Genomic DNA, 21990 nt, shown 5'->3' on the forward strand with positions numbered 1-21990 from the left:
ATCATGAGGAGCTGGCCGAACACGCTCGCGACATGGCTGCTCGCGGCCGTGATGCTGGCGGGGTGCGTAACCCGCAGCCCCTCCGGCGACGGGCTCGACGAGATCGCCAAGGACTATGTCCAGCTTCAGCTCGAGATTGGGGAGCGGGAGCCGGGCTATATCGACGCCTATTACGGCCCCGCCGAATGGCAGGCTGCGGCGAAATCGGCGCCGCGATCGCTAGCCGAGCTCGCCATCGCCGCCGACGACCTCTCCCGGCGCGCCGAGGCGATCGACGACGGCCGATTGGAACGCATGGAGCAGCGCCGCCGCGCCTTCCTGGTCGCGCAGCTCAAGGCCGCGGCAACGCGGCTTCGGATGCTGCGGGGCGAGAAGCTCGCTTTCGCCGACGAGGCCGAAGGGCTGTTCGGGGTGCGGCCCGCGCTCAAACCGCTCGCCGCCTACGATCCCATTCTTGGCAAAATCGAGGCGCTGGTGCCCGGCAGCGGGACACTGGCCGAGCGGGTCGACGCCTTCCAGGATCGTTTCGTCATCCCGAAAGACCGCCTCGAACCCGTGTTCCGCGCCGCCATCGCCGAATGCCGCAGGCGAACGCTGGCCCACATCAAGGTTCCCGCCGAGGAGAAGTTCACCCTGGAGTTTGTCACCGGCAAGAGCTGGGGTGGCTACAATTGGTACCAGGGCGGCGCCACCAGCCTGATCCAGGTCAATACCGATCTTCCCATCCGGATCAGCCGGGCGATCGATCTCGGGTGCCACGAGGGTTATCCGGGCCATCACGTTTACAACATGCTGCTGGAGCGCGAGCTGGCGCGGGCGCGTGGCTGGGTCGAATATACAATCTACCCGCTTTATTCGCCCCAATCCCTGCTCGCCGAAGGATCCGCCAATTACGGCATCGACCTCGCCTTTCCAGGCAAGGACGCGGTCGCGTTCGAGACGAGCCGCCTCTACCCGCTTGCCGGCCTGCCGGCGGCGGAGGCGGACCATCACCACGCTCTGCTGGAGGCGATGCGCGACCTCGCGGGCGCGCGCTTCACGATCGCGGCCGAGTTCCTGGAGGGCCGGATCGATCGCGAAGCCGCGATCGCCCTCATTCAGAAATACCAGCTCGTCTCCCGTCCGCGCGCCGAGCAATCGCTCGCCTTCACCGAGCAATATCGATCCTACGTGATCAATTACGGACTCGGGCAGGATTTGGTGCGCGCCCATGTCGAGGCGGCAGGGCCAGGCGCCGAGGAACGCTGGGCGGCGATGGCGCGTATCCTGTCCGAGCCGACCCTGCCGAGTGATCTGGTGGCCGATTGATGCGAATCTTCCATTCCCCCCGTCAGCGGGCGCACGCGCCCGAGAAGGAGCTGCACAATGGCGCCTTCGTTCCGTTCGCCGAACATCCCGGACGCGTGGATGCGATTCTCGCGGCAGTCGGCCGGACCGAGGAGCCGGTCGACCATGGCGAAGCGCCGATCCTGCGAGTCCACGGCCGTGCCTACGTCGCCTTCCTGAAGACGGCTTTCGACGAGTGGCGGGCCGCGGGACGGCCCGGCGATGCCGCGGGCTATGTGTGGCCGATCGTCGGCCGTCGACCGCTCCATCTCAGCCGGATCGATGCCAAGCTCGGGCAGTATAGCTACGACGCCTCGACTCCGATTGCTGCCGGAACCTGGCAGGCAACCTATTGGTCGGCGCAATCCGCGCTGTCGGGCCTGGATGCCGTTCTCGGCGGCGAACCTGCCGCCTTCGCTTTGTGCCGGCCGCCCGGCCACCACGCCGGAGCGGATTATGCCGGCGGCTATTGCTATCTCAATGCGGCGGCGGTGGCGGCCCAGGCAGCGATCGATGCCGGGCGGAAGCGCGTGGCGATCCTCGACGTCGACTATCATCATGGCAACGGCACTCAGGACATCTTCCTCGACCGGGGCGACGTCTTCTTCGCTTCGATCCATGCCGACCCGCGCACCGACTATCCCTTCTATTGGGGCCATGCCGACGAGGTGGGCGTCGGCGCAGGAGAGGGCACGACCTTGAACCTGCCGCTGCCGCGCGGCACCGGCATCGACGCGTTCGAGGCCGGTCTCGATCGCGCCTTGGCAGCCATCGCCGGCTTCGGCGCGGAGCTGATCGTCTGCTCTTTCGGCGCTGATACCTTCGCGGGCGATCCGATCAGCTTCTTCGAACTGCGTACGGAGGATTACGCAGCGGTTTCCCGCCGGATTGCGGCCGCCGGGCTGCCGACCCTGATCATCATGGAAGGCGGCTATGCGGTCGATGCGCTGGGTGCCAATGTCGCCAGCTTCCTCGGCGGCTTCTGACCGCAGAGGAAGCCGTACTCAGCTCAGGCGCCCGAGCCGATGGTAAAGATTGGCGAATTTCGTCGAGTCCGGCTGATCGCGGACGATCGGCAGATAATGCTCGATCGCGCTGCGGATCAGCCGGAAATCCTCGTTCGAGAAGACGGCGCGGGGGCGTTGCGGTTCAGTCATGACGTCAGTCCTTTCGGGTGTGGTGAGGGTCATTCCGCGGCGGCGGCGGCGAACTGTTCGGCTTCGGTCGACTGGGCGAGTGCGGTGGTCGACGCAGACCCGCCGGCGACAGTCTCGGCAACCAGATCGAAATAGCCGGTTCCGACTTCGCGCTGATGACGGGTGGCGGTGTAGCCTTCCGCTTCCGAAGCAAATTCGGCTTGCTGAAGCGCGGAATAGGCCGCCATCCCGCGGCTGCGATAGGCGCTGGCAAGAGTGAACATGCCGTGGTTGAGGCTGTGGAAGCCAGCCAGGGTCACGAACTGGAATTTGTAGCCCATCGCGCCCAGCTCGCGCTGGAAGCGGGCGATCGTCTCGGCATCGAGCTTGGCCTCCCAATTGAAGCTGGGCGAGCAGTTATACGCCATCATCTTGCCGGGATGCGCTTCCTGCACCGCCTCGGCGAACCGTTTCGCTTCCTCGAGGTTCGGGTGGCTTGTTTCCCACCACAAGAGATCCGCATGTTCGGCGAATGCGATCCCGCGCTTGATGCAGTGATCGACACCCGTTCCCTCCCGTAGCCGGAAGAATCCTTCCGGCGTCCGCTCGCCCGTCAGGAACTCGTGATCGCGTTCGTCGACATCTGACGTGATCAGTCTGGCGCTCTCCGCATCGGTGCGCGCAATCAGGACTGTCGGGACGCCGCACACGTCCGCGGCGAGGCGCGCAGCATCGAGGTTGCGAATGTGCGCCTGGGTCGGGATCAGCACCTTGCCGCCAAGATGTCCGCATTTCTTCTCGGAGGCGAGCTGATCCTCGAAATGGACTCCGGCGGCCCCGGCCTCGATATAGGCTTTCATGATCTCGAAGCAGTTGAGCGGTCCGCCGAAACCGGCTTCCGCATCGGCGACAATCGGCGCGAACCAGTTCCGCCGGGCGCCGCCCTCGGCATGCTCGACCTGGTCGGCGCGGTGCAGCGTGCGATTGATCCGGCGGCAGAGCTCCGGTCCGGCATTGGCCGGGTAGAGAGACTGGTCCGGGTACATGGCGCCGGCGGTGTTCGCGTCCGCGGCGACCTGCCAGCCCGACAGGTAGATGGCCTCGAGCCCGGCACGAACCATCTGCATCGCCTGGTTGCCAGTGACCGCGCCAAGGGCATGGACGTACGGCCGGTCACGGAGCAGCGACCACAGACGGTCGGCTCCATACCGGGCTAGGCTGTGTTCGACCGCAAGCGACCCGCGCAGCCGCTCGACATCGTTAGCGTCGTAGGGCCGGGAGATGCCGTCGAAGCGGCCAGGTGGGGCGTGAACGAGCGTAGCGAAATTGGACATGATCTAACCTCCAAGCGCACCCTGGGTAAGCGCACGCACCGAGGCATGTCCCTTCGAAAGAGGTCGGCGTGTCATCTTGTGTCTTGCGACAGCTGTAAATCTTTGACAGTCTTCTGAGATGCCGAGTGCAGAACGGAAGCTCTTTCTTGGCGGTCGTCTCAGACGACTGCGCCGCGAACTCGGTCTGAACCAGAGCGCCATGGCCGCCGAGCTTGGCATCTCACCTAGCTACTTGAACCACCTGGAGCGGAACCAGCGGCCGGTTACCGCCCAGGTTCTGCTCCGGCTCGCCGAGCTGTACGACGTCGATCTCAAGACCTTCGCGGCCGAGGGATCCGACGGCACCGGACTCGATCAACTGGCGGAAATCTTCTCCGATCCCCTGTTCGCCGACCTTGGCATTCCCCGCTACGAATTGCTCGAAGTCACCGACAATGCTCCCTCCGTGGCGGACGCGATCGCGCGGCTATACGCCGCTCTGATCGAACGGCGGCAGCATCCCGACGGCGGTGCACAGGACGAGACATCCCTCGTCACGCCCGAAGCCTGGGTCCGCGACCATATTCAGGCGCAGCGCAATTACTTCCCCTATCTGGAGGAAGCGGCCGAGACCTTGGCGGGCGCGCTGAGCGAACCCGCTTTGCTGTTCGAAGCAGTCCGTCGTCGGCTGCAGGAGGCGTACGGAATCGGGTTGCGGGTCGTTCCTCCGGAAGTGCTCGACTTCGCCAGCCAGGCCTATGACGTCCATCGCAAGCGGTTGATGCTGTCCTCGCTGCTTCGAGCCGAAAGCCGAAGCTTCGGTGCAGCCTATCAGCTCGCCTTGTTCGAATTCGCCCCGATTTTGAAGCGTATGGTCGATATGGCCGGGGCACCGGACACACCGACCCGGCGCCTGCTGCATATGGCGCTGGCCAATTACGCCGCGGCGGCCATGCTGATGCCCTACGGCCGGTTCGCGGCAGCCGCCGAAGCGCAACGCTATGACGTCGATCGCCTCTGCGCGGAATTCGGCGCAAGCGTCGAGCAGGTCTCCCATCGGCTGACGACGTTGGCGCGCGCGGGCGCGCGCGGCATTCCCTTCTTCATGCTTCGGGTCGACGCCGCCGGGAATATCTCCAAGCGCTTCGCCGGGGAAAGCTTCCCCTTCTCGCGCTTCGGAGGCACCTGCCCCCGCTGGAACCTCCACGCGGCCTTCCAGACCCCCGGGCGTGTCGCGACACAGATCGTCGAGACGCCCGACGGCCAGCGCTTCTTCACCATGGCCCGCACCATCGACCGCGCCGTCCGCCTCGATCCGCGGGAATCGTCGCAACTTGCGATCGGTCTCGGCTGCGACGTCAAACATGCGGCCCGGATCGTCTATGCGGACGGGCAGGACCTGGCCAAACCGCTGGTCACCCCGATCGGTCCCGCCTGTACGATTTGCCCGCGCATGCGATGCCCACAGCGCGCCGCGGCGCCGGCCGGCCGCACGCTAGCGATCAACGAGCTCCAGAAGACGATCTCGCCTTATCCTTTCCTCGGCTGATGCGGGTAGCCACGAGCCTTCCCCGTTGCTGCGCCGCGGCCCCACGCCTGGCGTCTTCAATCTGCGGGCGAACTCGGTTACGGCGCGCGGCATGGCAAGCGATACACCAGAGACTGAAGAAGGCGCCCTGCTGGCGCGCATCGGCACCGCGCCCGATCTGCAGGCGCTCGAAGCCGAACGCGTTGCGGCGCTCGGCAAGCAAGGCACGATCACCGCGTTGCTGAAGACGATGGGTCAGATGACCCCGGAACAGCGCCAGGTCGAAGGGCCGCGCATCCACGGTCTGCGCGAGCGCGTGACGACCGCGCTCGCCGATCGCAAGGCCGCGCTCGAGGCGGAGGCACTGGAACGGAAACTCGCCACCGAGATGCTGGACATGACCTTGCCGGCGGAGCCGCGGCTGCAGGGCAGCGTGCACCCGGTCAGCCAGGTGATGGACGAACTTGCCGAAATCTTCGCCGACCTCGGCTTCTCAGTCGCGACCGGTCCCGAAATCGAGGACGACTGGCACAATTTCACGGCGCTCAACATTCCCGAGAGCCATCCCGCCCGGGCGATGCACGACACCTTCTATTTCCCGGACGGCGAGAGCGGCGAGCGCAAGATGCTGCTGCGCACCCACACTTCGCCGGTGCAGATCCGCACGATGGTGCAGCAGAAGCCGCCGATCTACATCATCGCGCCGGGACGGACCTATCGCTCCGACAGCGACGCCACCCACACGCCGATGTTCCACCAGGTCGAAGGCCTGGTGATCGATCGCGGCATCCATATGGGCCACCTCAAGTGGACGCTCGAGACCTTCCTCAAGGCCTTCTTCGAACGTGAGGACATCGTCCTGCGGCTGCGGCCCAGCTATTTTCCGTTCACCGAGCCCGGCGCCGAAGTCGATGTCGGCTTTTCGATGGAGAAGGGCAAACGAGTCATCGGCGGCTCCGAGGGCTGGATGGAGGTGCTCGGCTCCGGGATGGTGCATCCCAAAGTGATCGCCGCCTGCGGCCTCGATCCGGAGGAATGGCAGGGCTTTGCCTTCGGCTGCGGCATCGACCGTCTTGCCATGCTGAAATACGGAATGGACGATTTGCGCGCCTTCTTCGACGGCGACCTGCGCTGGCTCAAACATTACGGCTTTTCGGCGCTCGACGTGCCGACGCTCTCGGGAGGAGTCGGCGCGTGAAGTTCACCCTTTCCTGGCTGAAGGACCATCTCGAGACCGAGGCGTCCGTCGAGACGATCGTCGAGACCCTGACCGCGATCGGCCTGGAGGTCGAGAGCGTCGACAACCCGGCCGAGAAGCTTGCTCCGTTCGTGGTCGCCCATGTGCTTACCGCCGCGCCCCATCCCCAGGCTGACAAATTGCAGGTGCTGACCGTCGACGCCGGCAGCGGCGACACATTGCAGGTCGTCTGCGGCGCGCCCAATGCGCGCGCTGGAATGAAGGGTGTACTCGGACCGCCCGGAGCCTACGTCCCCGGAAGCGGCTTCACGCTCGGGATCAAGCCGGTGCGCGGCGTCGAGAGCCGCGGCATGATGTGCTCGGTCCGGGAGCTCGAACTTGGTGACGAGCATGACGGCATCATAACCCTTCCCGATGACGCTCCGGTGGGCGCCAATTATGCCGCCTGGGCCGGCCTCGACGATCCCGTGATCGACGTGTCGGTGACGCCCAACCGGCAGGATTGCATGGGCGTCTACGGCATCGCGCGTGATCTCGCCGCCGCTGGCCTCGGTACGCTGAAGCCCATCGCGGTCGCACCTGTCGAAGGCGGCTTCCCCTGCCCGATCGCGATCCGGATCGACGATCCCGAAGGCTGCCCGGCCTTTTTCGGCCGCGTCGTTCGGGGCGTGCGCAATCGCCCTTCCCCCACCTGGCTGCAGCAGCGGCTGAAGGCGGTCGGCCAACGTCCGATCAGCGCCCTCGTCGACATGACGAACTACATCATGCTGAGCTACGGCCGCCCACTCCATGTCTACGATCTCGCCGCGCTGACCGGCGCGATCGCTGCCCGCAAGGCCCGAGATGGCGAGGAAGTGCTTGCGCTCAACGGCAAGAGCTACCGCCTCGACCCGACGATGACCGTGATCGCCGACGACGCCGGTGTGCACGACATCGGCGGCATCATGGGCGGGGAGCATAGCGGGGTGACGGAGACGACGACCGACATCCTGATCGAATGCGCCTTCTTCGATCCGGAGGCGATCGCCCGAACCGGACAGAAACTTACCTTGACCTCGGATGCCCGTTCGCGGTTCGAGCGCGGTGTCGATCCGGCTTTCCTCGACACCGGCCTTGCGCTCGCGACCGCAATGGCAATCGAGCTCGTCGGCGGCGAAGCCTCAGAAGTCGTCCGCGTCGGCACGCCGCCGATCCCGCAGAAGATCGTGGCCTACCGGCCGGAACGCGCTCGCACGCTCGGCGGGCTCGATGTCGCGGAGGGGCGCCAGCAGGAGATCCTGACACGCCTCGGCTTCACGGTCGAGGCCGGCGAGACCTGGCGCATCGCGGTTCCGAGCTGGCGCCGTGACGTCGACGGCGCCGCGGACATCGTCGAGGAAGTGATCCGCATCGAGGGGCTCGACAAAGTCGCTTCCATGCCGCTGCCGCGAGCCGCCGGCGTCGCCCGTCCGACGGCGACGGCGGAACAGCTGCTGGAGCGCAAAGCCCGGCGAACCGCGGCCGCGCGCGGGCTCAACGAGGCGGTCACATGGAGCTTCATCGCCGAAGAGGAAGCGGCGCCGTTCGGCGGCAGTGCCTGGACGCTCGCCAACCCGATCAGCGAAGAGCTGAAGGCCATGCGTCCGTCTCTGCTGCCCGGTCTGCTCGCGGCGGCGCGCCGGAACACCGCACGAGGTGCCGAGACCATCCGCTTGTTCGAGATCGGACGGCGCTACCTGGTCGAGGGCGAGCGCCCGACGCTGGCCTTCGTCCTCGCCGGCAATCGCGGACCACGCCACTGGCGCGGCGGCAAGGTCCAAGCCTTCGACGCTTATGACGCCAAAGCGGAGGCGCTCGCCATTCTCGCTGCGATCGGCGCTCCCGTCGACAATCTGCAGGCGCTGGCAGGAGCTTCGGCGGTCTACCATCCCGGCCGCTCGGCGCGCCTCAGCCTGGGCCCGAAGAACGTGCTGGCGGAGTTCGGCGAACTCCACCCCGCCTCCCTCAAGGCGTTCGACCTGCAGGGGCCGGTGGTGGCGGCCGAAATCTTCCTCGACGCCATTCCCCAGAAACGCGGCGCCGCCGGTCATATGCGCGACGCGTATCGCCCGCCGGCACTGCAGGCGGTGAAGCGTGATTTCGCCTTCCTGGTGGGCGAATCGGTTCAAGCGGAAGCGCTGCTGCGCGCGATACGCGGCGCGGACAAACAGGCGATTACATCGGTTGCCCTGTTCGACCTCTTCACCGGCCAGGGCGTTATGGAGGGTGAGAAGTCACTCGCCTTCGAAGTGACCTTGCAGCCGAACGAAAAGAGCTTCACCGACGACGAACTGAAGGCGATCTCGGACCGCATCGTTGCGGCCGCTGCCAAGGCCGGTGCCCGGCTGAGAGATTGATCAGGATTGGCGGGGGTGCGCTTCACGACGAAGCGCCCCCGTTCGTCTCCACTCGCAATCGCTCCATTGCGCGCCGGCGCTGAAGACGGATCCGTGTCCAATCATGGGACTGGGCGCCGGATCGATACAAACGCGCGCCGTCACCCCGGATTATCCCCAGTTGACCGCTGGGCTTCTCTCGCGGAAGTTCCTCGGAAACGGGGGAGAGGAAAGTCATGCCGATACAGGGCAGCTGTCACTGCGGAAAAGTCGCCTTCAGCCTTGCCGAGGGTCCACCTGCACGTGCGATGGCATGTAATTGCTCAATTTGCCGGCGAAAGGGGTATCTCCACCACTTCACCATCCCGGCACGTTTCACGCTGAACTGCAGCCGTGACGACATTCAGGTCTATTCGTTCAAGACGCACGCCGTTCGCCATCAATTCTGCAAAACCTGCGGTTGTGCGCCGTTCGCCGAAGGACTTGGCTCCTACGGAGAGCCGATCATCGAGATCAACCTGCGCTGCGTCGATGGGCTCGATGTCGAGCGGCTGGAAGTCGTCCCCTATGACGGCGCCAGTCGGTAGCCCATGATCCCGTCCGCCTAACCGGCCGGACCCGCTCTGCGCTTTCGGGAGCAGCCCCCTGCGTCAATCCGGTCCTTGCGCTCGCCCTTCACCCTGCTATTGCGACTGATTATCAATTTATGCGCAGCGTGAATGGTGCGGCGACGGCTGGCGACATTGCCGCCTGGCAGCGCTGGCCCTGCCGATCGGCGCCTTCGTCCGGGCCTTTGCCCGCCGTCATTGATCAAAGGATCGAACGTCTGATGCCCCCCTCCCTTTCCTCCGTCCCGCTCCTCGCCTGCGCGGCCCTGGCCGCACCAGCCGGAGCGCAAACGTCCGGGCCGGCCGACGAAGCGATCATCGTCACTGCCCCCAATTATGTGCCGGCGGGCAGCGAAGCGGCCAACAAGGGCGAGATCCCGCTGATCGAGACGCCGCAGTCGGTAACGGTGATCAGCCGCGATCAGATCGATCTGCTCGACTGGTCGAACCTCGCTCAGACGGTGCGCTACGTCGCCGGCGTCACCGGCGAGAATTACGGCCCCGACGAGCGGGTCGACTGGCTGACGATGCGGGGCTTCGAACCCGTGCAGTTCGTCGACGGGCTGCAGGCGTCGATCGGCTCAATCGCCAACACCGGCCTCGATCTCTATGGTGCGGAGTCGGTCGAGATCCTGAAGGGGCCGTCCTCCGTTCTGTACGGGCTCGCGCCCCCTGGCGGGATCGTCAACGTCACCAGCCGTCGCCCCCGACACGAATTCGGCGGCGAGATCGAGGCGCAGCTCGGCAACCGCGACCACTGGCAGGTCAACGGCGACGTGACCGGCCCCCTCGCCGACAGGGTGAGCGCCCGCCTGACGGCGTTGTATCGTGATCGCGGCACGCAGACCCGCAAAGTCGATTCGGAGCGGCTCTTCGTCGCGCCGGCGCTGACGCTTCGTCCAGGCCCCGACACGCGCCTGACCTTGCTCTCTTATTTCCAGCGCGATGAGGTCACCGGCGACGGCGGCGGCTTTCTGCCGGCCGCGGGGACTCTGTCGCCCAACCCGAACGGGCGTATCTCGAGCACGGCGAATCTGGGCGAGCCCGGCTACAATCGCTTTCTTCGGCGGCATTGGGGCATCGGCTACGACGTCCGTCACGATTTCAGCGACAGCCTCTCGCTGCGCCAGAACCTCAAATATACCCATCTCTATTCGGATCAGCGGGGCGTCGGCGGCAACGGCTTCGTCGATGACGATTTCGACGGCATTCCCGATGACTATCGCAGCGTCGCCCGCTACAGTTTCTCGTTCCGAGAGAATGTCGACACCTTCGCCGTCGACACTCGGCTCAACGCCGACGTGCGAACCGGTGCCGTTCGGCATGATCTTGTGGTCGGAATAGACTATCGCGACTACGATTATCTCGGCTCGAGCGCGTTCGGCTTCGGCATCCCGCCGATCGACGTCTACACCCCCGATTATGGCACTGCCATTCCGCCGCTGCCCCCGCTGCCCTTCTCCGATCAGCAGCAGAGGCAGATCGGCCTCTACGCGCAAGACCAGCTTCGGGTCGGCGGTCTGATCCTGACCGTCGCCGGACGCCACGATTGGGTGCGCGATCGGGAAAAGCTCTCCGACACACGCCGCAACTTCGGTGACTTCACCTACCGCGCCGGCCTCTCATACGTCTCTGCCAACGGCATCTCACCCTATCTGTCCTTCGCCCGTTCGTTCGAGCCGGTGGCGGGGGCGACTCGCAACGGCACCCCGTTCGATCCGACCACCGGCCGGCAGATCGAAGCCGGTCTCAAGTTCGACGCTCGCAATGCGCCCGAGGGCACCAAGCTGTTCGCGACCCTTGCCGCCTATCATCTCGCCCAGCAGAACGTGCTCACGCCGGACGCTGCCAACGTCGGCGGGGAGGCCTTTCAGGTGCAGACCGGTGAAGTGACGGTGAAGGGAGTCGAGGCCGAGCTCGTCGCGCGCTTCAACGAACGCCTCAGCCTCAATGCCTCCTACACCTACACCGATTCGGAGGTGACGAAGAGCAATGGTCCGGATCTCGGCGATCAGCTCCCGGTGACACCGCACCACAAGCTCTCCGCTCTCGCCGATTACACCTTTCAGGACGGCACGCTGGCCGGTCTCGGCGCGAGCTTCGGCATGCGGCATCTTGCGAAGAGCGCCGGCAACCTCACGTCGGCATTCGCGCCGACGGTGTTCGTGAATCCGGCGGCGACCCTGTTCGACGGTTCGCTCCATTATGATCGCGCGAGCTGGCGATTCGCGCTGACCGCGAGCAACCTGTTCGACAAGGATTATGTCGCTCGCTGCTACAGCAACACAAATTGCTTCTTCGGTACGCGGCGGGTGGTGACGGCAAGCATCGTCCGACGCTTTTGACCTGATTCGTGCGGGCGGCGACCCTCGCCCGCGCGCAAGCGCGGATGCCCCCGAAGGGAAGGTCTCGGATGCTGCAAGAAATTGGAGCGGGCGAAGGGATTCGAACCCTCGACCCCAACCTTGGCAAGGTTGTGCTCTACCCCTGAGCTACGCCCGCTCGACGCTGCACCGCTCGTGATGAACGGCTGGGGTGCGGGGCTGATAGCGCCGCCTTTCGGGGTGCGCAACCCCGAATGCGAAAGGGTTGGCAGACAGGTGCGGAATCCCACATAGGGCAGGAACTCAACGATCTTGGAGAGACGAACGTGGCGACATTGGGCATGAGCGCGGCGGAGAAGGAAGCGCTGGACGCCTTCAAGCGCGACGTCATCGATCCGTCGATGAGCGCCCTCATCATTCTCGATTTCTGGGCGGAATGGTGCGGCCCGTGCAAACAGCTGACCCCGATCCTCGAAAAGGTTGCGGGTGAATATGCCGATCGCGGCGTCAAGCTGGTCAAGGTCAATGTCGACGAGAATCGCCTCGTCGCGGCACAATTCCGAGTGCAGTCGATCCCGACCGTTTACGCGATCTTCCAGGGGCAGCTCGTCGCCGATCTGACGCCGGCGCGGACGGAGGGCCAGCTCACCCGAATCCTAGACCAGATTCTGCAGCAGCTGCCGATCGAAGGCGAGGCCCAGCAACTCGAGGCCGAAATCGAGCCGCTGATTGCGATGGGCGAGCAGGTGCTCGCGGACGGCGACGGTGAGCGGGCCGCCAGCATCTTCGGCCAGATCCTGGAAATGGCGCCCGACAATGTCGACGTGATTGCCGGCCTTGCCCGTGCCCTGGCAGCCGCCGGACGCGCCGACGAAGCGCGCACTTTGCTCGATGGCGTGCCCGAGAAGGACGCGAACAACCCGGCGATCGCCCGCGCCCGTTCGGCGATCGCCCTGTCCGAGATCGCTCCGGCCGGCGAGGACACACGTGCGCTCGAGCAGCGGATCGCCGCCAATGCCGACGATCACGACGCACGCTACGAGCTTGCCGGATTGCTGATGGCGGCAGGCCAGCGCGACGCCGCCGCGGACCACTTGCTGGAGAGCATCCGCAGGGACCGCGATTGGAACGAAGGCGCCGCGCGCAAGCGGCTGCTCCAGTTCATCGAAGTGGTCGGGCTCGAGGATTCCTGGGCCGGCGATCAGCGCCGCAAGCTCTCGGCCATTCTGTTCACCTGATGGCCGACCCGCTGCGAATCCCGATCTTCCCACTGGCGGGCGCTTTGCTGTTCCCCCGTACGCAGCTTCCGCTGCACATCTTCGAGCCGCGCTATCGGGCGATGATCCGGGATGCCCTGGCAGGGGATCGCCTGATCGGCATGATCCAGCCTCGCGATCAGCAGGACATTCCGGCTCTGTTTGAGACCGGCTGTCTCGGCCGGATCGAAACCGCGGAAGAGCTGGACGACGGACGGTTCAACATCGTCCTCGAGGGCCTGACCCGCTTTCGTGTCACGCGCGAGATACGGGCGGAGACGCTCTATCGACAGGTCGAGGCGGATCGAAGTCCCTTCGCCGACCATGAGGAGGACGATCCGCTCGGCATCGCGCAAAGGGCCGAGCTCGAGCAGGAAGCCCGGCGGTACGCCGATGCGCTCGGCTACGCCGTCGATTGGGAGGCGGTCTCGCGGCTCGACGACGAGATGCTGGTCAACGGGATCGCGCAGATCGCGCCGCTCGACGTCGGCTCGAAGCAAGCGCTGCTGGAAGCACCGGCGATCTCGGATCGCTGTGAATTGCTCGTCCAGTTCATGCAGTTTCAGCGCATGATCCCCGGCGGCGCCGACGGACCGGAGACGATGCAGTGAGCCCGGATCTGATCGCCCGCCTGGTCTGCCCGGTCACCCGCGGGCGGTTGCGGCTGAACGAAAACAAGGATTTCTTGATTTCGGATGCCGCGAGCCTCGCTTACCCGATCCGCGATGGCGTGCCCGTCCTGATCGTCGAAGAGGCTCGGCACTTGGACGAAGCTTCGTGATCCAGCGCCGTCATCGGGTTGGTGCTGCGATCTCCTGAATTCAGATCTGGAGCCCGCGCAACAGCAACGGTAGATCGCCCGTCTCCCCGCGGGCCTCCGCCATGAGCTGCGCACGCAAGGGCCCGATGCGCTGAACGATGCCCATGCCGAAGCGGCGAATCGCCGAAGCCGTACGACCGGGAACGCCATAGATCCGGGTCAGGCCGTCGGTCGCGGCCGCAACCATGAATGTGTCTAGGCTTCGCCACTTCTCATAGCGGGTGAGCAACTGCGCATCGCCGAGGTCCAACCCCAGCCGGGCACCCTCGACGAGCACTTGAGCAAGCGCAGCGGCGTCACGAAAGCCGAGGTTGAGGCCCTGACCCGCGATCGGATGGATGCCATGCGCGGCGTCGCCGACGAGGGCGAGCCGCTGGCCGGTAATGGTGGCCGCATGATGGAAGCCGAGCGGATAGCTCCACCGCGGTCCGGCGATTTCAATCCGGCCGAGAAAACCGCCCATCCTCTTCTCGATCTCGGCAGCGATCGCCCGCGCGGGCAGATCGACGATCGCGGCCGCGTCGGCCGCGGGGACCGACCACACGATCGCGGAGCGTGTCCCGGGCAGCATCGGCAGGATCGCGAACGGTCCGCTCGGATAGAAGATTTCGTAGGCGGTGCTTTCGTGAACATATTCGTGGCGGATCGTCAGCACGATCGCATGGTGATCGTAGCTCCACCGGGCCATCGCGATTCCCGCCGCGTCGCGCGTCGGCGAATTGCGCCCTTCGGCCGCGATCAGCAGCGGGGCGGCAATCATCCGGCCGTCCTGCAGCGCGACGCGCACGCCGGTGCCGTCCCGAACGACATCCGCCGCCGCTGCCGGCATCAGCAACTGGATGTTGGCTGCCTCGGCCGCAGTCTCGCGCAGCGCCTGACGAAGCCGGCGATTCTCGTACATGATGCCGAGCGGATCGTCGCCCTCCTCGGGATCGAAGACGATACCGCCCGGCTCCAGCCCTTCGCTGACCCGAATCGAGCGGATCGGGCAGCCTTCGCCCTCAAGCCTGGCACCGACTCCGATGGCTTCCAGCATCCGCCAGGAGGCACTCGACACCGCGGTGGCGCGGCCGTCATGAGCCGGCGCCAGAGTGAGCTCCGGATCGGCCGGGTCGACGACGATGCTCGACAGACCGTGGCGATCAAGGGCGATGGCGGTGGTGAGGCCGACGAGGCCGCCGCCGAGGATGATGACGTCCGCGCGATCCATGGCTCTGCCCCTAGCCCTTCGATGTTGGACGGGGAAGCGCTTTGCAATGCCGACCCCGACCATTGCCCATCATTCGCGCCGGCTATCGATACCGTTCGTCACGATCGGACAACGTGACAGTGTCTAAATCGTCTACAAATCCTTAAGATGTGCGCAAACGGTCTCATGTCGGGTGCAAAGCGCAGCTCGAAATGGGCGGGCGCTTGACCCGGGACTCTCCCGAAGCGCATGAACGGCAGACGGAACATACGGGGCACGGGAATGGCGACAAGGGCAGCGCAGGGCGCTCGTCAGGAGCGCATGGCACATTGGCGGGACGGCGTCAGGCGCGGCGCCCGGCGAACGGGCGCGCTTGCCGGAGGCGGCGCCCTCGTCGCGGCGGCTTTGCTGTCGGCGCTGGCCCTCGCGACCTATCACACCACCGATCCCGCCTTGAACACTGCGGCTGCCGGTCCGGTTTCGAACTGGCTTGGCGCACCAGGGGCGTGGGCTGCAGATCTGCTGCTCACCCTGTGGGGCGTCGCAGTCGTCCTGATCCTGCCGTTGCCGTTCCTCCTCGGCGTGCGGATCGCGAGCGGCAGCGGCGTGGGTCGATGGGGCAAAGGCCTGCTGCTCAGCCTCGCTGGGCTCGCCCTGGTCGGGACCGGCGCGGCATTGCTGTCGGGAGAGGCCGTGAACGGCCTTCCCGCCGGCTGGGGCGGAGCGTTCGGCCTGTCCATCGCCAAGCTGGTCGGTGTCGGCCTGGCGGCGATCGGAGATTCCGGCGTCACCGAGCCGTTCCGAATCGCTCTGATGGGCGTGTTCGGCCTCGCCGGGCTGGTGCTGCTCTGGATGGGTCTCGCCCCCCGATCGGAGGAGCTGAGCTGGATCGCATCGCGGCGGCTGGGCCGGCTGCGCGGTGCGCGCGCCGATGAAGGAGATTATGCCGATCACGACGACGACGCGGAGTATGAAGACGACGATCTTCCTGCCGCGTCCGAGCGGCCCGCCCGCGCGCCGGTGATCAACCAGCCGGAGCAATCACGAACCGTCATCAAGGACCGGCCCGCAGCACCGACCCCCGACACGCGCCGGCCCAACAAGGAACGGCAGGCGCAGCTCGCGCTCGGCGATTCCTACCAGCTGCCGCCACTCGAGCTGCTCGCGCCGCCGCCGCCCAGTTCCGCAGGCACGCTCGACAAGGCGGCGCTCGAGCGCAATGCACGGCTGCTCGAGACCGTGCTCGAAGACTTTTCGGTGAAGGGCGAGATCGTCGAGGTTCGACCCGGGCCCGTCGTCACCATGTACGAACTCGAGCCGGCCAGCGGAATCAAGGCGAGCCGGGTGATCCAGCTCGCCGACGATATCGCCCGAAACATGTCGGCGCTCTCGGCCCGCGTCGCCACCATTCCCGGCCGCACGGTGATCGGCATCGAGCTTCCCAACGTGAAGCGGGAAATCGTCGCCCTTTCGGAGCTGATCGCCAGCCAGGCATTCGAGGATCAGGTCGCGCAGCTGCCGATCGTGCTCGGCAAGAACATCGCGGGCGACCCGGTCGTCGCCGACCTCGCGCCGATGCCCCACCTGCTCGTTGCCGGCACCACCGGCTCCGGCAAGTCGGTCGGCCTCAACTGCATGATCCTGTCGCTGCTCTACCGTTTGACGCCCGAGCAGTGCAAAATGATCATGATCGATCCGAAGATGCTCGAACTCAGCATCTACGACGACATCCCCCATCTGCTGGCGCCGGTCGTCACCGAGCCTGCCAAGGCGATCCGCGCGCTCAAGTGGACGGTCGAACAGATGGAAGAGCGCTACCGGATGATGGCGTCCGTCGGCGTCCGCCAGCTCTCCAGCTTCAACGCCAAGGTTCGTGAAGCGAAGAGCAAGGGCCAGCCGCTCGGGCGCCGGGTGCAGACCGGATACGATGCCGAGACGGGGCAGCCGAAATACGAGATGGAGGAGCTCGAATATGAGGTCCTCCCCCAGATCGTGGTGGTCGTCGACGAACTCGCCGACCTGATGATGACCGCCGGCAAGGAGGTCGAGTTCCTGATCCAGCGCCTCGCCCAGAAGGCGCGTGCCGCCGGCATCCACCTGATCATGGCCACCCAGCGGCCGTCGGTCGACGTCATCACCGGCGTGATCAAGGCCAACCTGCCCACCCGAATCTCCTTTGCGGTGACCTCGAAGATCGATTCCCGCACCATTCTTGGCGAGCAGGGCGCGGAACAGCTGCTCGGCAAGGGCGACATGCTCTACATGCCCGGCGGCAAGCAGATCGCCCGCGTCCACGGCCCGTTCGTGTCCGACGAGGAGGTGCGCGCGATCGCCGATCATTGGCGCGGCCAGGGAACACCCGATTACATCCAGGCGGTGACCGAAGAGCCCGAGGACGGCGGCTACATGTTCGAAGGCCAGCCGACCGGCGACGACGATGCGGAGACCCAGCTCTACCGCAAGGCCGTACAGACGGTGGCGGAAAGCCAGAAGGCGTCGACCTCGTACATTCAGCGCCAGCTCCGCATCGGCTACAACAATGCCGCCCGCCTGATCGAGCGGATGGAGAAAGACGGGATCGTCAGCACGCCCGATCATGTCGGCCGGCGTGAGGTTCTCGTCGACCCCGAGGGGCGCCCGATCTGACCGGTGACGTCAGGAAGGCGGCCGACGCAGCTCCCCTTGCGGGAACCGGCAGGTTCAGTGGGCATTCAACGCGGCGACCCTATCGCTCCCGCAAATGATGATCTCAGGAGACACATGATGTTGCGTTCGAAAGCGCTCGCGCTGGCCATGGCGCCGGCCGTCGCCGCCGCGGCGGTGATGGTGCCGCAGGCGGCGGTGCAGGCGCAGGCGACCTCGCCGCTGGCGGCGGTCACCGCTCATCTCAAGGCCGTCAACACGATGACGGCGAGCTTCAGCCAGACGGATCGGCGCGGCCAGACGCTCACCGGAACCTTCACGCTGAAACGGCCCGGCAAGATCCGCTTTCAGTACCAGCCGGACGTGCCGATGCTGATCGTGGCGGACGGCAAGAGGCTTCACATGATCGACTATGAGACCAAAAGGCCCGACAGTTGGCCGATCGGCAATTCTCCGCTCGGTGTCCTGCTCGATCCCAATCCCGATCTGGCGCGAATCGCGAAGGTCGTCCGCAGCGATTCGCAGACCCTGCTGGTCCAGGCGAAGGATCCGAAGCGGCCGCAATATGGCACGGTCACGCTCGGCTTCGCCCGGGTGCGGTCGGCACCGGCGGGCCTGCTGCTCCAGGGGTGGACCGTGATCGACGCGCAGAACAATCGCACCACCGTCAAGCTCACCAACCAGCGATTCAACGTTCCCGTTGCCGACAGCGCGTTCACGTTCCAGCGGCCGAAATAATTCAGTTTTGTTTGAGAACCGAGGAATCATTCATCCAAGCGACAGGTAGGCGGGTCTAAACAACAGACTGCGATTGCGACAGAACGGTTCGGGTTTTCCCCCTGTTGCCCAGCCGGAAAGTGCAATCCGCCTCGCGTAAACCGCTAGGTTGGCCCCCGCTCCACGCCCCCGGAGCGGGGGCCTTTCCATTTCAAGAACCGTGCGCGGGTCGAGTGTGGTGGCGGATCGGTCTTCCCGTCGCTACATGCCCCGCATGTCCTCATCTCTGAAAATCGCTTCCTGGAACATCAATTCGGTGCGCGCGCGGATCGGCATCGTTGAGCAGTTCCTTCGGTCCGAATCTCCTGACATTCTCTGCCTTCAGGAGACAAAGGTGATCGATGCCGACTTTCCGGCCGATGCCTTTCATCAGCTCGGCTACACGCATCAGATGATCCGCGGCCAGCGAATGCACCATGGCGTCGCCATTCTTTCGCGCATTCCCCTGCATGAAGATCAGCAGCACGATTGGCAGGCGAATGGCGAGGCTCGGCACATCGGCGCCCGCCTGGATTGCGGCATTCGCCTCGAGAATGTCTACATTCCGGCCGGTGGTGACGTTCCGGACCGTGAGGTGAACTCCAAGTTCGGGCAGAAGCTCGATTTCATCGAGCGAATGACGCGCTGGTCGGAAGAATGCGACTGCCCGACGATCCTGGTCGGCGACTTCAACGTGGCGCCGCTCGAGTGCGACGTCTGGAGCCACAAGCAGTTGGTCAACGTCGTCAGCCACACGCCGATCGAGGTCGAGGCGCTGAGCAGATTGCAGGCGAGCAACGACTGGGTGGATCTCGGGCGCCACTTCCATCCAGCGCCGAAACGGCTGCACACCTGGTGGAGCTATCGCTCACCCGATTTCACCAAGAACGATCGCGGTCGGCGACTCGATCACATGTGGGCGACCAAAGACGTCGCGGCGCAGGCGACGGGTCACCACGTCCACGAGCCCTGTCGGAGCTGGATCAAGCCGTCCGATCACGTGCCCCTGGTGACAGAGTTCGTCCTGTGACCGCACGCCGTGACGTCGCCCGCGGCATCGACGCGCTTCGGCGCGGCTGGACCGTGACGATCGACGGCACGGCCTTTCTCGGCGTCGAGACCGCTGACGACGCTGCGCTTTCAGGGTTCGATACGCCGCGAGCGGCCGATCTGCTGATCTCGGGCCCCCGTGCCGTGACGCTCAAGCTCGCCAACCAGCGCGAGGCCGTTCCGACCGGCCCCGTACTGATTCAGCGGGCGCCATGGATCGATCTTGCCGAAGCCATCGCGATCGCCGATCCGGCGCGGGATCTTTCCAATCCGCTGAAAGGTCCGTTTCGCGCCGGTATTGCTCCGGCCGGGGCGGAGGCCGCGATACAGCTCACCCGCGTCGCCGGCCTGCTGCCGGCGCTGTTCGCCGGCGGCACCGCCAGCGACGATTCGGTTCGGCTTTCCAGCGCGGATATCCTCGCGGCGGTGGAGCATCCCACGGTGACGATCGCGTCCCGAGCGCGGCTGCCGACCGAACATAGCGAGAAAGGCGAGATCGTCGCGTTCCGGACCGCCGGCGATCCCGCGGAGCACATCGCGCTGCTGATCGGCCAGCCGACCGGCGTTCCGCCTCTGGTTCGCCTGCACAGCGAATGCCTCACCGGCGACGTGCTTGGATCGCTGAAATGCGATTGCGGTCCGCAACTCGACGGTGCGCTGGAGGCGATCGCCGCCGCAGGATGGGGGATCCTGCTCTACCTCCGCCAGGAAGGCCGCGGCATCGGCCTGATCAACAAGCTGCGCGCTTATGCCTTGCAGGATCAGGGGTTCGACACCGTCGACGCCAATCTTCGGCTCGGCTTCGGCGACGACGAGCGCCGATTCACCGTCGCCGCGCGGATGCTCGCCGCGCTCGGCCAGACCGAGGTGCGGCTGCTCACCAACAATCCACGCAAGGCGTCAGGACTCGAAGCTGCGGGCATCAAGGTGGTCGAGCGGGTGCCGCTGCAGCGTGGCATCAATCCGCACAACGCGGCCTATCTCGAAACCAAGCGGACCCGTAGCGGCCACATGCTCTGAGCCGCGACGCGTGCCGGCGCCCGATGCGAACGGGGTGTCGCCGAAGTCGCCGCCTGCCCAGACGATCCTGGATCCGCCCATGGCGGTGCGGACGCCGCTCACCCCGGCTTCGACACGTCTCCGAACAGAAGCGCCGCGACATCGTCGAAGCTCGCTGCGATATGGCGTACACCGAGCTCCCGCAGCCGCTGCGCGTGATCGGCGCCGCAGTGACGTCCCGCGCAAAGGCCGATGACCTTCGCACCCGAGACGACGGCGCCGGTCACGCCGACCGGGCTGTCCTCGATGATCGCGCAATCCTCGATGTTCACGCCAATTTTATCGGCAGCGAGCAGGTAGAGATCGGGCGCAGGCTTGCCGCGTGCGACATGCTCGGCGCCGCTGAAGATCCTGTCGCCAAAATGGTGGCGAAGCTTGAGGTGATCGAGATGGGTGGTGATCCAGTGGCTCGAACTGGACGAGGCGATCGCTTTCGGCAGCGTCGGCGGTAGCGCCTCGATAAACGCGACCGCTCCGGCCACCGCCTCGAGGCCTTGCGCAAGGACGAGCGCATCCTCTTCGGCACGTGCGGCGTGGAAGTCGTCGGGCAGCGGCCGCCCGATCCAATTCTCGATCGCCGCGAGGAAGGCGGGTCCGGAGAGACCCATGAAATGCGCCATCGAATGCTCGGGTGTGGTCGGATGGCCGATCCGGGTCAGATAGTCGGCAATCTGGAGGTTGCCGGCATATTCGCTTTCGAGAAGGACGCCGTCGAAGTCGAAGATCAGTCCGCGAACGGTCACGCGCGCGCTCCGAACAAGGCTGTCCCGACCCGGACGTGCGTGGCGCCGATGGTGACCGCCGTCTCGAAATCGCCCGACATCCCCATGCTGAGGCCCGCGAGAGCGTTGCGCCGGGCGAGCTCCGCCAGCAGCGCGAAATAGGGCGCGGGTTCGACATCGGCGGGCGGGATGCACATCAGCCCGACCACGGGCAGATCGGCGGTGCGTGCCGCCTCGATCAGGGCCGGAAGCTCGGCGACCGCGCAGCCACCTTTCTGCGGCTCGTCACCGATGTTGACCTGGAGGAAACAGTCGGGCCGGCGGCCGCTTTTTTCCATCGCCTTGCTGAGCGCCGTGACGAGCGATGGTCGGTCGACGCCGTGAATGGCATCGAAAAGATCGACCGCCTCCTCTGCCTTGTTGGATTGCAGCTGCCCGATCAGGTGCAGCACGGCGTCGGGAAACTCGGCCTTCAGCGCCGGCCATTTCGCCTCCGCTTCCTGGACGCGATTTTCGCCGAAAACGCGCTGACCGGCTACGAGCAGCGGCCGGATCGCTTCGGGTACGTGGGTTTTGGAGACCGCGATCAGGGTCACCTCGCCGGGCTTGCGCTGCGCCAGGCGCGCCGCCTTGTCGATCCGCGACCGGATCTCGCCCAGTCGTTCCTCTGCTGCACCAATCATGGCGGCTGCTATAGGAAGCGCCATG

General features: G+C 65.8%; 19 protein-coding genes and 1 tRNA gene. 14 read left to right on the plus strand and 6 right to left on the minus strand.

Features of this window, described 5'->3' with window-relative positions; all coding sequences use genetic code 11:
- Positions 1–3: 3 nt before the first annotated feature.
- Positions 4–1308 (plus strand): hypothetical protein, encoded by a 1305-nt coding sequence (locus tag ETR14_RS10390; protein ID WP_129384538.1) that lies wholly within the window; start codon positions 4–6, stop codon positions 1306–1308.
- The gene (locus tag ETR14_RS10395; RefSeq protein ID WP_129384539.1) at positions 1308–2312 is read left to right on the plus strand and encodes a histone deacetylase family protein; all 1005 of its coding nucleotides are present in this window, start codon (positions 1308–1310) and stop codon (positions 2310–2312) included. The genes ETR14_RS10390 and ETR14_RS10395 overlap by 1 nt, the downstream gene beginning before the upstream one ends.
- Before the next feature lie 18 nt (positions 2313–2330).
- On the opposite strand, the gene ETR14_RS10400 is transcribed toward ETR14_RS10395, so the two are convergent.
- On the minus strand, positions 2331–2483 hold the full coding sequence (locus ETR14_RS10400; protein WP_206186018.1) for a hypothetical protein: 153 nt from the start codon (positions 2481–2483) through the stop codon (positions 2331–2333).
- A gap of 29 nt (positions 2484–2512) precedes the next feature.
- Complete coding sequence (aceA, locus tag ETR14_RS10405; RefSeq protein WP_129384541.1) at positions 2513–3796, minus strand: isocitrate lyase; 1284 nt, start codon at positions 3794–3796, stop codon at positions 2513–2515.
- A gap of 118 nt (positions 3797–3914) precedes the next feature.
- Here aceA and ETR14_RS10410 point away from each other — a divergent pair, with 118 nt between their 5' ends.
- The 5 genes from ETR14_RS10410 to ETR14_RS10430 all read left to right on the plus strand — a co-directional run bounded on the left by ETR14_RS10410 (position 3915) and on the right by ETR14_RS10430 (position 11808).
- Positions 3915–5324, plus strand: coding sequence for a short-chain fatty acyl-CoA regulator family protein (locus ETR14_RS10410; protein ID WP_129384542.1), 1410 nt, complete (start codon positions 3915–3917; stop codon positions 5322–5324).
- Positions 5325–5415: 91 nt separating this feature from the next.
- The gene (gene pheS / locus ETR14_RS10415) at positions 5416–6501 is read left to right on the plus strand and encodes a phenylalanine--tRNA ligase subunit alpha (RefSeq protein ID WP_129384543.1); all 1086 of its coding nucleotides are present in this window, start codon (positions 5416–5418) and stop codon (positions 6499–6501) included.
- On the plus strand, positions 6498–8876 hold the full coding sequence (gene pheT, locus ETR14_RS10420) for a phenylalanine--tRNA ligase subunit beta (RefSeq protein ID WP_129384544.1): 2379 nt from the start codon (positions 6498–6500) through the stop codon (positions 8874–8876). The genes pheS and pheT overlap by 4 nt, the downstream gene beginning before the upstream one ends.
- A gap of 215 nt (positions 8877–9091) precedes the next feature.
- On the plus strand, positions 9092–9442 hold the full coding sequence (locus ETR14_RS10425; protein ID WP_129384545.1) for a GFA family protein: 351 nt from the start codon (positions 9092–9094) through the stop codon (positions 9440–9442).
- Positions 9443–9684: 242 nt separating this feature from the next.
- Entirely contained in the window at positions 9685–11808 is a 2124-nt protein-coding gene (locus ETR14_RS10430; RefSeq protein WP_165356402.1) for a TonB-dependent siderophore receptor, read from the plus strand.
- 82 nt (positions 11809–11890) lie between these two features.
- Here ETR14_RS10430 and ETR14_RS10435 read toward each other — a convergent pair.
- Positions 11891–11965: transfer RNA gene (locus tag ETR14_RS10435), tRNA-Gly, on the minus strand.
- A 163-nt stretch (positions 11966–12128) separates the two neighbouring features.
- Between ETR14_RS10435 and ETR14_RS10440 the strand changes: the two genes are divergently transcribed.
- From ETR14_RS10440 to ETR14_RS10450, 3 genes are read left to right on the plus strand one after another with little or no spacing between them, the layout of a single operon-like run.
- Positions 12129–13025 carry a tetratricopeptide repeat protein gene (locus ETR14_RS10440; protein WP_129391672.1) on the plus strand — a complete coding sequence of 299 codons (897 nt, stop codon included), beginning with the start codon at positions 12129–12131 and terminating at the stop codon, positions 13023–13025.
- Complete coding sequence (locus ETR14_RS10445) at positions 13025–13654, plus strand: LON peptidase substrate-binding domain-containing protein (protein ID WP_129384547.1); 630 nt, start codon at positions 13025–13027, stop codon at positions 13652–13654. The genes ETR14_RS10440 and ETR14_RS10445 overlap by 1 nt, the downstream gene beginning before the upstream one ends.
- Entirely contained in the window at positions 13651–13824 is a 174-nt protein-coding gene (locus ETR14_RS10450; protein WP_129384548.1) for a Trm112 family protein, read from the plus strand. Before ETR14_RS10445 ends, ETR14_RS10450 begins: the two co-directional genes overlap by 4 nt.
- A gap of 40 nt (positions 13825–13864) precedes the next feature.
- Here ETR14_RS10450 and ETR14_RS10455 read toward each other — a convergent pair whose 3' ends face one another.
- Positions 13865–15073 carry a UbiH/UbiF/VisC/COQ6 family ubiquinone biosynthesis hydroxylase gene (locus ETR14_RS10455; RefSeq protein WP_206186019.1) on the minus strand — a complete coding sequence of 403 codons (1209 nt, stop codon included), beginning with the start codon at positions 15071–15073 and terminating at the stop codon, positions 13865–13867.
- 300 nt (positions 15074–15373) lie between these two features.
- On the opposite strand from ETR14_RS10455, the gene ETR14_RS10460 reads away from it, so the two are divergent.
- The 4 genes from ETR14_RS10460 (at position 15374) to ribA (ending at position 20521) form a co-directional block, all read left to right on the plus strand.
- Complete coding sequence (locus ETR14_RS10460; RefSeq protein ID WP_243455852.1) at positions 15374–17698, plus strand: DNA translocase FtsK 4TM domain-containing protein; 2325 nt, start codon at positions 15374–15376, stop codon at positions 17696–17698.
- A 114-nt stretch (positions 17699–17812) separates the two neighbouring features.
- Entirely contained in the window at positions 17813–18433 is a 621-nt protein-coding gene (locus ETR14_RS10465) for an outer membrane lipoprotein carrier protein LolA (protein ID WP_371416782.1), read from the plus strand.
- A gap of 253 nt (positions 18434–18686) precedes the next feature.
- Positions 18687–19481: an exodeoxyribonuclease III gene (locus tag ETR14_RS10470; RefSeq protein ID WP_129384550.1), complete on the plus strand. Its 795-nt coding sequence runs from the start codon at positions 18687–18689 to the stop codon at positions 19479–19481.
- Positions 19478–20521, plus strand: a complete 1044-nt coding sequence (gene ribA, locus ETR14_RS10475; protein WP_129384551.1) for a GTP cyclohydrolase II — start codon at positions 19478–19480, stop codon at positions 20519–20521. The genes ETR14_RS10470 and ribA overlap by 4 nt, the downstream gene beginning before the upstream one ends.
- A gap of 98 nt (positions 20522–20619) precedes the next feature.
- On the opposite strand, the gene ETR14_RS10480 is transcribed toward ribA, so the two are convergent.
- Together ETR14_RS10480 and ETR14_RS10485 are read right to left on the minus strand one after the other, a co-directional pair.
- A complete protein-coding gene (locus ETR14_RS10480; RefSeq protein ID WP_129384552.1) occupies positions 20620–21303 on the minus strand; it encodes an HAD family phosphatase in 684 nt (227 codons plus the stop codon).
- Positions 21300–21965, minus strand: coding sequence for a YggS family pyridoxal phosphate-dependent enzyme (locus tag ETR14_RS10485; RefSeq protein ID WP_243455853.1), 666 nt, complete (start codon positions 21963–21965; stop codon positions 21300–21302). The genes ETR14_RS10480 and ETR14_RS10485 overlap by 4 nt, the downstream gene beginning before the upstream one ends.
- Positions 21966–21990 lie beyond the last annotated feature (25 nt).

It is taken from the genome of Sphingosinicella sp. BN140058 (assembly GCF_004135585.1).
Lineage (GTDB): Bacteria > Pseudomonadota > Alphaproteobacteria > Sphingomonadales > Sphingomonadaceae > Allosphingosinicella.